The sequence below is a fragment of the Pseudoalteromonas sp. APC 3355 genome, from assembly GCF_030407615.1.
Lineage (GTDB): Bacteria > Pseudomonadota > Gammaproteobacteria > Enterobacterales > Alteromonadaceae > Pseudoalteromonas > Pseudoalteromonas distincta.
The window spans coordinates 182520-194570 of record NZ_JASDDB010000003.1; the positions used below are offsets into that span (position 1 = coordinate 182520).

Genomic DNA, 12051 nt, shown 5'->3' on the forward strand with positions numbered 1-12051 from the left:
ATAGCCGAGCGAAAGCTCGGCTAATGTCTTGTTTTGTTTCGGAGTATAAAAATGAAATCTTTTAAACCCTCTTCTCTTGTTCTATGTAAACTAAATTGCGCAGTTATGGCTGCAATTATGGGGCTATCAGTAAACACAGCTATAGCAGTCGAAGCCGAAGAGCAAGAAATAGAAGAAGTAGTTGCTGTTGGCCAGCGACTAAAAGGTAGTGCAGGCGCAGTACTACAAGAGCGTCAAAATCAGGCATTTGTTGCTGATATTATGGGTGCTGATCAAATATCACGCACAGGTGATGGCGATGCAGCTTCAGCGCTTCGTCGTGTGACAGGTTTAACCTTAGTCGATGGTAAATATATTTATGTTCGTGGTTTGGGTGAACGTTATTCAAGTACCCAACTTAATAGCATGTATGTTCCAAGCCCAGATCCCACTCGATCAGTTGTTCCACTGGATTTATTTCCATCGGATATTATTGAAAGCTTAAGTGTGCAGAAATCGTTTTCTCCTGATATGCCAGCGCACTTTGGTGGTGGTAATGTAAATATACGCACCAAATCTATTCCTTCTGATTTTTTGTTTAAAATTCAGTTAGGTACTTCATATAACACCTCTAACAGTGACACCGGTTATTTTTACAGTGGTGGTGATGATGATTGGATGGGGCGCGATGATGGTACACGTGCTTTACCTTCATTAATTTCTACAGCGCTTAAAAGTGATGCAGGACTTGAAGGTGACAGCAGTACTACGCTTGAGCAGCGCCAAGCGCTCCTACAATCTCTAGATTGGCAAGTTGGGCCTACTGAGAAAGACGTTGATCCAGGCATGAATTTTTCAGTAGCACTAGGCGATAGGTTTGAGTCTGAAGTAGGTACTTTTGGCGTTCTTGCAGCTGTTTCCTATGACAATGAATGGGAAGTAGTTAAAGAGCAAAGCGGTACAAATTTAGGTAGTTTAGGCTGCGAAGATAAATGTTTTGCACAAACTTATGATGGCATATCTACTGAACAAACCGTTCGTTGGAGTGGCACATTAAATTTAGGTTATGAATTTAATAATAACCATAAATTTGAACTAACGAATATAGCTCTTCATGATATGAGTGACAGAGTGCGTAATCGTGACTTTTTCGATGCTAACGAGTCAGAAGAAGGTGTTACTGAGTTACGCCGTGTTGACGTTATGTATGAAGAGCGTGAAATGTTCTCTACGCAGCTCAAAGGGACGCATAATTTTCCTGAATTAGAAAATTTATTTTTTGATTGGTATGCAGGTACAAGCCGCGCCAACAGAGATGCTCCAGGTGCATTAGATGTTGTTTTTCAAACTAACTTAAATGATGGTGTTTTTGAATCAGAACAGTTACAAGATGTTGCTGCTACTAACGTAACGCGTGATTATCAAACTTTGCATGATGACGTAGATACGTATGGTTGGAATATGGGCATCCCGTTTTATGGTGATGGCTATGAGTTAGAACTTAAGGTGGGTGGCGATTTTTCTGAAAAAAAACGTGATGCAAGTAATATTCAATTTGGTATTACGCACCGTGGTATAACAGATGAATATACATTTGGCTCAAACATAGACCAAATTTTTTCTGACGAAAATTTAGCTAATAGTGAGTTTTATACAAGTATTACAGGCTCTGGTATTTTTGATGATGGTACCGCAGATGGTGATAAGTACAGCGCTGCACATAAATTAGACGCTTATTATTTTATGGCCGACTTTTTCTACGAAAACACATGGCGTATAACCGGTGGTATTCGTTGGGAAGACTTTTCTCAAATATCAGTGCCTTTTCAGGCTCATACTAATTTCTTTGATGGAACAATTGAAGAAGTGAGCGAAGTTGCAATAAAAGAAGATAACTTTTTTCCTTCTTTAGCAATTACTTATATTATGGATGAAGAAATGCAGTTTCGCTTAAACTTAAGTGAAACGACGATTCGCCCAGATATGCGTGATGTAAGCTCAACTTATTATGTTGACCCACTAACAGAGTTTTTAGTGCGAGGCTCGCCTACACTTCAAAGCTCTAAGCTAAAAAATGCTGACTTTAGGTTTGAGTGGTACATGCCTTCAGGAAACAATCTATCAGTTGCTTTGTTTTATAAAGATATTGAAAACCCAATTGAAATGGTTGAGTTAGCGGGTGTTGGTGGAGCTGCTCCGCAATTACTAACAGCAAATGCGCAGTCGGGTGAACTAACAGGTATTGAGGTAGACTTTTTAACTGACTTTAGTTTTATTCATAATGATTTATCTGCCATATTTTTATCAGGTAACGTTACTCTATCGGATTCAAGTGTTGAGCTTGGCATAAACGATGCTGATGAGGTTGATTCATTATTTGAACAACAACTAAAAGAGGCGTTGGAAGCAGACTCTGTTTCTAACATTGTTACTAATAATAAACGTCGTTTAGTTGGTCATTCTGAATGGGTAGCAAACTTACAAATGGGTTATGACTCTGCTGATGGTTTTCATTCTACCTCAGTTGTTTATAACGTGTTTGGGCCGCGCATAATCGTACCAGGTACGCGTGGTAACGAAGACGCAGAAGAAAAGTCATTTCATTCTCTTGATTTAGTTTATTCTTACTTCCCTAACTTTAATACTAAAGTTAATTTTAAAGTTAAAAATATACTTGGCCAAGAAAAAGAAATTGAACAAGAAAACTTAACACTTTGGCGTCAAGAAGAAGGCACTGAGTTTAGTTTAAGCTTTAGCTACGAGTTTTAATTTTCTACCCAAGGAAGGGGGATATAATAAAACCTAATTACCTATTAGCCCTGTATTTAATACAGGGCTTTTTTATGACTATGAAAAATATTTAAGTTCTACTTTATTCACTAGTTTTAGCGCGCTGGTGGTGTTATTTTGACGTTAATGAAAATTAAATCTCACGCAATGAATTTAATTTTTAATGTATTAAGGCATCTTTTATGAATCAAACAGTGGAACAAACAATGAAAAAAGTAGGATTAGTCGGTTGGCGTGGCATGGTTGGCTCTGTGTTATTAGAACGTATGCAGCAGCAAAGTGATTTTGCCCATATCGACACCACCTTTTTCACCACCTCACAAGCGGGGCAACTCGGCCCTGATATTGCAGGCGACGCAAAACCATTGCTAGATGCAAGTGACATTAGCGAACTTGCTAAAATGGATATTATTGTTACTTGCCAAGGCGGTGACTACACCAATGCGGTATATCCAAAACTTCGAGAGTCGGGTTGGGATGGTTACTGGATTGATGCAGCTTCAGCACTGCGTATGAGTGAGGACAGCATAATAGTGCTAGATCCCGTAAACAAAGATGTTATTGAACAAGGCTTAGAGCAAGGCGTTAAAACGTTTGTTGGTGGTAACTGTACAGTATCGCTAATGCTACTTGCATTAGGCGGTTTATTTGAGCAAGACCTAATTGAATGGGTAAGCCCAATGACTTACCAAGCAGCCTCTGGTGCTGGTGCACGAAATATGAAAGAGCTTATTGCACAAATGGGCGCTATTCATGCAAGTGTTGCTGAGCAATTAGATAACCCAAGCTCTGCTATTTTAGAAATTGATAAAATAGTCAGTGAAACAATGGCGTCTAAAGACTTACCACAAGATCAATTTGGTGTGCCATTAGCGGGCAGTTTAATCCCGTGGATTGACGTACCTATGCCAAGCGGTCAGTCTAAAGAAGAATGGAAAGCGCAAGTAGAAGCGAATAAAATTTTAGGCTCTTCTAAGCAACCAGTACCTATTGATGGTTTATGTGTACGTATTGGCGCTATGCGTTGTCATTCACAAGCGATGACCATTAAATTACGTGAAGATATTAGCGTAGAAAAAATTGAAGAAATTTTAGCGTCTCATAATGAGTGGGTTAAGGTAATTCCAAACGAGCGTGAAATTAGTGCCACAGATTTAACACCGGTTAAAGTAACGGGCACTTTAAGCATTCCTGTTGGGCGTATTCGTAAATTAGCGATGGGACCAAAATACATTAGCGCATTTACAGTAGGCGATCAGCTTTTATGGGGCGCGGCAGAGCCACTTCGTCGTATGTTACGCATAATTGTTGATGGTGAGTAATACCAATTCGCAATAATACTTAATTAATTTGAGGGGTTAAATCTGACGTTAACTACGTTAAATATTTTTGATATAGAACAACTAAATAAAGAAATTTTTGCCTTGTTATCGACACGATTTTCTTCCCTCTAAATAGATCACTTAATTAAGCGAATTGGTATAATATATAATCAGTATTAACAAAAGGGGTTGGCAATTTGCCAGCCCTTTTTAGTTTAATGGCTTATAAAACCGCTTAAGAGGCTAAAACAATACTTTTTTATGAATGTTCACTTTTGTTTATTATTGAACTTAAGTAAACTGTTTACATTGTGCAACAGCCTATTCAAGTAACATTAATGACCTCTCACACAAATAACTTTGCCAATAAGCGATTAGCATTTGTTAGCTCCTATTTTAGTTCTGCAATTGCTATAAACACGGTTGTTTCTTGTTTTCTTATTTTTAGCAGTATTAACCACAGCGCCTCGCAAGAAAAGCTTTACTGGCTTTTTACGTTATCATTTATTTCATTACTTCGAATAGCAAGCCATGTATTTGTTAACAACACCCATGCTTTTAAATATCATCTGTATTTTATAGGTTTATTATTAACGGCTTTAACATGGGCTGCTTTTCCTATTTTGTTTTATGAAAACATGCAAATGCAGGAAAAATTTGTATCACTGGTTGTTTTTAGCTCCCTTGCTGGTGGCGGTGTAAACGTTTTAGCTTCTGATATTCGTTCCTCCTTGTCGTATATAACCTGCTTATTGGTTCCTTTTAGTATTTTATTACTTTTACAGCCTATTGAAGATGAGAATGTACTAGGTGTTTTAGGGCTCGTTTTATGGTTTATTTTGTGTTTTATAACGGCTTCACGTAGTGCAAAAGATGTAAAGTCATCAATTAATAATGAACTTAAGTTAGATCAATTTATTGAAAACTTAGAAAACGAAGTGCAACTTCGTACCGAACAAATAATTTCTTTAGAGCAAAAAGACAACCTAACTAAATTGTTTAACAGGGGGAGCTTTGTTTCTAATGTTGAACTTGATTTAGCCAATCAAAATGATGATATTAAAGCTGTTTTATTTTTAGATATGGATGACTTTAAAATCATCAACGATAAATACGGTCACGATTTTGGTGATTTTGTGCTGGCCCAAACAGGTAAACGATTAGTTGAAGCACAAACCCAAGGCGACTTTATTGCTTGTCGATGGGGAGGTGATGAGTTTATTTTTTATTCTCGCACTAACACCGAAGATGAACTTTTTGACTGTGTTTTTAGATTAGTTAAAACCTTAACGAAAACAGTAAGCATGGATAGCTATCAAGTAAACCCCTCTTTTAAGGTTGGGCTGTATTTTACGCGCGAAAATTTTAATCTTGCAGAGGCGATTAAATACGCTGATGTAGCTATGTATGAAGGTAAGAAAAGCCGTAATGAAATATCAGTATTTGACGAGCGAATGCATGAATCGCTTAAAAGAGAAGAAGTACTTCGCAGCTCAATTAAAGAGTGCGTAGAAAAAGGTGACTTTCATCTGTGCTATCAACCTATTGTTGATATAAGCACAAATGAAATAACTACGTTTGAAGTACTACTTCGTTGGCAGTTTAATGATGAATTTATTCCCCCTTCAGAATTTATAGATATTGCAGAGCGATATGGAAAAATTAATATACTCGGCGAATTTGTACTAGAGCAAGCCATTGCGAGCTTAAGTAAGCTAAATGCCGTAAATAGTAAGATTGGATTGTCGATTAATGTGTCGGTGTTGCAACTAGAAAACCATAACTTTTTAGATTTTTTAGTTGCGCTTTTAAATAGATACGCAGTTAAACCATACAATGTGCATTTAGAAATAACAGAAACAGTCATGATTAAAAATTTACCGTATTTGTCAAAAGTGATTACGGCCATAAAAAATACCGGTGTGCGTATTTCTATTGATGACTTTGGTACTGGGTTTTCTTCTATATCGGTTTTAAAAGAGCTGTCAGTTGATTACATTAAAATAGACAAATCTTATATTGATAATATTTGTGAGTGCTCAAAAGATAAAAGTATTGTTTCTGCGGTAACTAACATGTCGCATATGATTGGTTGCCAAGTAATAGCTGAGGGCGTAGAAAATCCAGCTCAGTTAACGTTATTACAAAGCTTAGAAATTGATAAATACCAAGGTTTTATATTCAGTAAACCAGTTAGATTTGATCAAGCACTATCCTTGATATATTAAAGGTGCTCGCTGTTTTTATTTAGTTAAGCATTGCTGCATAAACCCAATTTTTTGTAGCAATTTTAAATTGGTATAACCTTTGCTGTTAATACTTAAATTAGCCACTTTAACTTCACTCAGGCTATTAACGATGTATTTTAAATACGATTTACGTAGTGTTGTTACAATTTTGCGTAATTCTTACATGTTTAAAATGCTCATTTGAAAGTATTAGGTAAAGGAAATTACAATGAGCTCGGTTTCTAATGTATTTCATAGCAAATGGTTTAACTCATTTGCGGTTATTTTATTAGTCCTTATTATTGCCAGAATAGCCGCACCTTATGCGCTTCAGCAGTACGTAAATTATCAGCTAAAACATACGCAAGGTGTTACGGGGCATGTTGGTGATGTAGATTTGTTTTTATATCGCGGTGCCTACGCTATTGACGACGTTGAAATTTACGCTGTTGATGCAACTTCAGCTCCTAAGCCTTTACTGAGTATTCAAACTCTCGATTTTTCACTTGCGTGGTCAGCCCTTTTAAAAGGGAATTTAGTCACAAATATGGCTTTTACGCGTCCTGAGATAGTTATTTACGATAAAGACCCCAATGCTTCTGAGCAAAATAAACAAGTAAAAGATGAAACCACTTGGGTGGGGCTGGCTAATGACTTAGTACTGTTTTCTATTGATACCTTAATAATTGAGCAAGGCAAGTTAACCTTAGTTAACTCAACCAATAGCGGTGAAAAACCCACTTTTATATCAAATATTAATGCCAAAATTGAAAATATAACGAATGCGCAAAACCTATCAAAAACACTTGTGACTACTCTAAATGTAGAGGGGGCGTTAATGGGGGAGGCCGCATTAAAGCTTGATGGCAAACTAGACCCTTTTAGTAAACACGCTAATTTTGATTTTAACGCAGAGGTACAGCGCTTCTCAGTTAAAAATCTCGACACTGTATTTAAAGTGTATACACCGTTTGATATTGAAGCGGGGGGCATTGATGGCGCAATGGAACTTGTGGCTAAAGATAATAACTTAAATGGTTATGTAAAAGCGGGTGTTCAAAACCTGAGTGTATTTTCTTGGCGAGAAGATATAGAAAAAGATGATGACGGTATCTTTACTGCTATATTTGAAGGCAGTGTAGATTTACTGGGCTCTATACTTGAAAACGATGAGTCTAAACTGGTTGCTGCACGCATTCCTATAGAGGGGCAATTAGATAATACGGATGTTTCGACTTTTCAAGCTGTTATTTCGGTTTTAAAAAATGCTTTTTTTGATGCGTTTAAAATGAAAGTGGATAATGTTATTTCTTTTGAAGATCCAAAGAGTGATGAATCTTTAAGTTATAAAAGTAATAAAAGTAATAAAAGTAATAAAAGTAATTAATGTATTTATATTTCCCAAATTAAACGTTTAACTCAAAGTAACACCAACATCATTGATGTTGGTGTTACTTAGTTTAGAGGCTTCTATTTGTCTTTACTTAATAGCGCTTTAAGCTCTGCAATTTGAACTTGTAGCTCATTTATCTGACCTTGTGTTGCAGGTAGAGAATCGTTATCCGCAAGCTCTTCTCGGGCATTTCGGTGCTCCTCACTCATTACCTCAAGTATTGCACCTACCATCATGTTTAAAAATACAAATGCAGTTAAGAATATAAACGTAAGGTAATAAATCCAGCTTAATTCGTACACCGCCATTGTTTCGTACATTATGTATGTTTTATATGTGTTGTTTTTTGTTGACGTAATGGGTGGGTGGGTTCTAATCCCTTTTATTTCCTACACCAAAACACAAAACACCACCAAACCTGCCTTGTCAACTTTACTTTTTGTTGACAAGTCACTTAAAAATGATGACAACTAAATACCCAAGAAGATATTTTGTTGACAAAAATCAGTCTCTCTACTTCTGAGCGCTTATATCAAATAACAAGCCTTTAAACGAAAGACTAAGTTAATTTAATATCGAAGATAACTTGATTCTTTCTATTAGAATATTTTTTTCATCAGATTGAAGAATAATATCTGCTAGTATTTGAGCGGTATAAAATGAATATCCATCTTCACCATGATCTGAAAGGTGATAACACGAACCAGATTCTTGAGCCCAAATCCAATACTTTCCACAATCAGATAAAGCGGGAGGCTTATTAGAACCAGAGCTGAGTCTCCAAGAATCGCCATCTAAATAGCCACCGCGCCAACTTGCAAAGATTTTAAAAAACACATCGCCTTCATTAGTGAATTTTAAAATTACCCAGCCGTGAGGTTTGTGAATCATAAATACACCAATTTTTCTAAAACACTTCAGAGCTAAGCTTGTTGAGTTTTGTCATTGATTGCTCGGAGATGATCAGTTGATCGAAGCCGTCAATTTCAAGCTCTTTGTGGTTAAACTTACCAAATATCCCCATGATCTTATCGGTTGATATGGCTATTTCACTTGGTAGTAGATCTGTAAAAGAGGTTGGGCTTTCCTCGGTATGCATTAATGTATCTCCAATACTTATAATTGCTTTAGCTGCTTCTATATCAGTAGAGATTTCATCATCAATACCTATATCAGCATCATCTAAGGCATGATGAGCCTCCGTAATTATCTCTTCATCCATCTGAGCGAATTTTACTTTTGCTAATTCATCAGGGATGTCTTGGGCCACTCGATAAGCATACTCAACAAGCTTTGGTTCGGCGGGCATAAACAAAAATGCCTGTTGGTTAGGCGCATTGGTAATGCGTAGCAAGCGTCCCATTACTTGTCGGTAATTCATTTCAGTTTTTACGTTAGATAAATAGCAGCATACCTGAAGACGGGGTATGTTCGTGCCTTCTGAGATCATTCCAACACTGATAATCCATTTATCTTGGCTAAACCTGAAAGATCGAATGAGACCATTTGCATTACCTTCATCACTAGTAACAACAAGTGCGCTTTCTCCAATAGCCTGCTTCATTATTAGCTGTATTTGCCATGCGTGGGCAATTGAAGAGGCCACTATTAGCCCCCCAGCTTCTTTATTGAAACATCGAAGTTTATTAAGCTTATGACTAGAGTGGATCAATAGTTGCTCTATCACGCTTGTGTTAGTCACAATCTCAGAATATGGAATAATTGATTGTGAAAGCAGTTCTAAAAAGCTGGTGAAATGGCTTGTTTCACTACCTTCTACAACGGTTATCTGATCGTTGTCTAAAGCAACGACTTGAGGGATACGACATACATTGTCAGTAATAGCTTGTTTTAAGCCATATACGTAATCACATTGTATTTGCTCTGACTCATTACAGTATTCCGCAAGTGCGATTGGTAGCGCATCGGATCGCCACGGTGTGCCAGTTAACGCGATTGTGTAAGCCGCTTTTTCTTTAATCGTTGTTATGATTGGCTTACCCCAAGCGTTAGCATCTTTTATATTTGAACCAGCACAGTGATGGATCTCATCAAAGATCACGAACACGCGATACTTTTCAAATAAGCGCCATACCTTATTGTCTAGTGTGCCCAATGCCTGATAAGTGAATGAATTGCCCAATGCGCCAATGGTGCCGTCAAAATGTGCGTCGAATTGTTCACCTAACGCTTCACTAAAGTCATGCGCGACGATTGATGAAGGAGAAAAGCAAAGTACAAGATCAATGTCACCTTGGTCATACATCAATTTAGCTAATACAGAGGCCATCACTGTTTTGCCAGCACCAGGAGTAGCAAGTGCTAAAAAATGCTTTAGTGATTTATATTTAGAAATTGCAAAGTGAATGCACTCTGACTGCCAATTTCTTAGTTTCATTTATTACTTCTCTTTTGTTGATTTAATAAGTTCGTTTAAAACTGAAATCTTTCCTTTTAAGATATGGTTGTTTTCCTGAACTGCCATGTAGCGTTCCTTTAATGCGGCATATCTTTCAGGGTAAATATCTTTAAGCGCAATATATTCATTAACAGCACCTAAACCTTCAAGAAGCTCAGAATTATACTGATTCAAGCGGTTAGCTAACGTTTTAAAATAGTTTGACTCATCAGCATCGCCTAAATTTATAATCTCTTTAGATCTAGTTAAATCTTTTAGATAATCATGATTAAATTGTTCAGTTTTTATATAACGAGTAACCCCTTTCTTAGCTGATGTTCTCTTTTTCAACCAACCTCTTTTAATTAATTTTAAAAGCTCTTCATATACAAAACGTCGCACAGAAGCAGGATCTAACCCCTCATCCCTTTTAATTGAAAGATAAGCAGTTCTAATTTCGACAGCCGAGAAGTGATCTATGTTTTTTAAAACTATTATCTGATTAAAGGTTGACCTATCCATTTATGAATCCAATTCAAGCACCTAAATTTAGAGTATATGCTACCAAATGTGGAGTATATGCAACTTAGTGTGGAGTATACTCTATACATTTACAGTTGACAACGTGGGAACATATATCCTTTTATTTGAAGGAAACCACAAGTGAGTGACGAAAATTTTGATAATGATTTAGCTATTCAATTTGGAAGAAATTTAAGAGCAGCCAGAGCTAAAATAGGTATGAAACAAGAAGACCTTTGCGGTAAAGCTAATCTCGATAGAAGTTACTTAAGTAAAATAGAAAGCGGTTCTTATAAAATCACACTTGCTAAAGTCTATGCGTTAGCCGCAGCACTTGAATGCCCGCTCTCAGAAATACTTCCAGAGGTTAATGGCGTAAAAATAAAATAACTTTTATGCAGTGACTAAAATTCATATTTGAATGTTATCCTCACGCTTTGAGTTTTGATATTTCCTAAAATGAACCACTAATCATCATTATTCACTATTCACTATTCACTATTCACTATTCACTCAATCACAAATGTATAGTCCGGTTAATTGAACCATCAGATCTTCCCTATCTGGAACAGCGAAACGTTCTAGTTGGAACTCTCAAACCAAAGTAGTTAGAACACTGATTGAAAATTAAATCAAAAAAAGACAATTATTTTACCTTTCTAGATCATCCAGACAAAATTCAATTACAGGTATTTACTTGTTAAACGTAAGTAAGAAACTGTGACTAACAGCAATGCCTAAATAAGGAATTGCCTTTTGTTTGCGTATATCCGAGTGTTATTGAGTTTTTTAACAGCCAAATAAGGTTTCATACTTTTAATCCTTTGTTTAATCGGCCATTTTGGGATGTGTTCAATGGGATACGCAGAGGGGAACTCATAAAGCTCAATGTTGACTTTCAGAACGAGCTAATTCGAGTACATGGCAAAGGGAAGCGAGAAAGGCTAATACCCATCAGTAAACGAGCATTGGAGTGGCTAGTTCTATATATTGGCAAGATTAGGCCAATGTTCGCCTTTATTGGCTCTGGTAACTCATTGTTTCTTAACAACAATGGTAAACGTTATAAATTAGGCAAACTTTCTGATATGGCATCTCAATACGTCAAGTTAGCTGGCATCGAACGCCCTGGAGCTTGTCACCTGTATCGACACTCAACAGCGAGCGAGATGCTTGAAAATGATGCAGGCCTAAGACATGTCCAAGAATTACTTGGACTCGCCGACATATCCACCACTCAAATATACCCCCATGTTAGTAGAGCTAAACTGAGTGCCGTGTATTCTGACACCCATACATCTGCACAAAGTGATAGTGGCTTGTTTTAACTAATATGTTGCTGGAAGTATATCTACGAGGCTATCGTCTCTTTTGTAGATAATTTGTTCGCTGAGTGGTAAATTAAGAGTTTAAAAATCA

General features: G+C 36.8%; 9 protein-coding genes and 1 pseudogene. 6 read left to right on the forward strand and 4 right to left on the reverse strand.

The window, feature by feature from the left end:
* Positions 1–51: 51 nt before the first annotated feature.
* The 4 genes from QMA08_RS07275 (at position 52) to QMA08_RS07290 (ending at position 7706) form a co-directional block, all read left to right on the forward strand.
* Positions 52–2748: a TonB-dependent receptor gene (locus QMA08_RS07275; protein WP_290174053.1), complete on the forward strand. Its 2697-nt coding sequence runs from the start codon at positions 52–54 to the stop codon at positions 2746–2748.
* A gap of 203 nt (positions 2749–2951) precedes the next feature.
* Positions 2952–4091, forward strand: a complete 1140-nt coding sequence (asd, locus tag QMA08_RS07280; RefSeq protein ID WP_004334779.1) for an aspartate-semialdehyde dehydrogenase — start codon at positions 2952–2954, stop codon at positions 4089–4091.
* Positions 4092–4429: 338 nt separating this feature from the next.
* Positions 4430–6319: a bifunctional diguanylate cyclase/phosphodiesterase gene (locus QMA08_RS07285; RefSeq protein ID WP_290174054.1), complete on the forward strand. Its 1890-nt coding sequence runs from the start codon at positions 4430–4432 to the stop codon at positions 6317–6319.
* Positions 6320–6548: 229 nt separating this feature from the next.
* Positions 6549–7706 (forward strand): DUF748 domain-containing protein, encoded by a 1158-nt coding sequence (locus QMA08_RS07290; protein WP_290174055.1) that lies wholly within the window; start codon positions 6549–6551, stop codon positions 7704–7706.
* A gap of 83 nt (positions 7707–7789) precedes the next feature.
* Here the strand turns inward: QMA08_RS07290 and QMA08_RS07295 are convergent.
* The 4 genes and pseudogenes from QMA08_RS07295 to QMA08_RS07310 form a co-directional block, all read right to left on the reverse strand.
* Positions 7790–8050: pseudogene (locus tag QMA08_RS07295) on the reverse strand (ion transporter); the annotation flags it as partial.
* Between the two features lie 226 nt (positions 8051–8276).
* Positions 8277–8603: a hypothetical protein gene (locus QMA08_RS07300; RefSeq protein WP_290174056.1), complete on the reverse strand. Its 327-nt coding sequence runs from the start codon at positions 8601–8603 to the stop codon at positions 8277–8279.
* Positions 8604–8619: 16 nt separating this feature from the next.
* A complete protein-coding gene (locus tag QMA08_RS07305) occupies positions 8620–10110 on the reverse strand; it encodes a DEAD/DEAH box helicase family protein (RefSeq protein WP_290174057.1) in 1491 nt (496 codons plus the stop codon).
* A 3-nt stretch (positions 10111–10113) separates the two neighbouring features.
* Entirely contained in the window at positions 10114–10632 is a 519-nt protein-coding gene (locus QMA08_RS07310; protein ID WP_290174058.1) for a hypothetical protein, read from the reverse strand.
* Positions 10633–10773: 141 nt separating this feature from the next.
* On the opposite strand from QMA08_RS07310, the gene QMA08_RS07315 reads away from it, so the two are divergent.
* Entirely contained in the window at positions 10774–11022 is a 249-nt protein-coding gene (locus QMA08_RS07315; protein WP_290174059.1) for a helix-turn-helix transcriptional regulator, read from the forward strand.
* Positions 11023–11480: 458 nt separating this feature from the next.
* Positions 11481–11960: a tyrosine-type recombinase/integrase gene (locus QMA08_RS07320; protein WP_290174060.1), complete on the forward strand. Its 480-nt coding sequence runs from the start codon at positions 11481–11483 to the stop codon at positions 11958–11960.
* Positions 11961–12051 lie beyond the last annotated feature (91 nt).

What these genes read in the sequence shown, in the direction of transcription:
- QMA08_RS07275 (WP_290174053.1), top strand. Translation starts at nt 52, where the DNA reads ATGAAATCTTTTAAACCCTCTTCTCTTGTTCTATGTAAACTAAATTGC.
- asd (WP_004334779.1), top strand. Translation starts at nt 2,952, where the DNA reads ATGAATCAAACAGTGGAACAAACAATGAAAAAAGTAGGATTAGTCGGT.
- QMA08_RS07285 (WP_290174054.1), top strand. Translation starts at nt 4,430, where the DNA reads ATGACCTCTCACACAAATAACTTTGCCAATAAGCGATTAGCATTTGTT.
- QMA08_RS07290 (WP_290174055.1), top strand. Translation starts at nt 6,549, where the DNA reads ATGAGCTCGGTTTCTAATGTATTTCATAGCAAATGGTTTAACTCATTT.
- QMA08_RS07300 (WP_290174056.1), bottom strand. Translation starts at nt 8,603, where the DNA reads ATGATTCACAAACCTCACGGCTGGGTAATTTTAAAATTCACTAATGAA.
- QMA08_RS07305 (WP_290174057.1), bottom strand. Translation starts at nt 10,110, where the DNA reads ATGAAACTAAGAAATTGGCAGTCAGAGTGCATTCACTTTGCAATTTCT.
- QMA08_RS07310 (WP_290174058.1), bottom strand. Translation starts at nt 10,632, where the DNA reads ATGGATAGGTCAACCTTTAATCAGATAATAGTTTTAAAAAACATAGAT.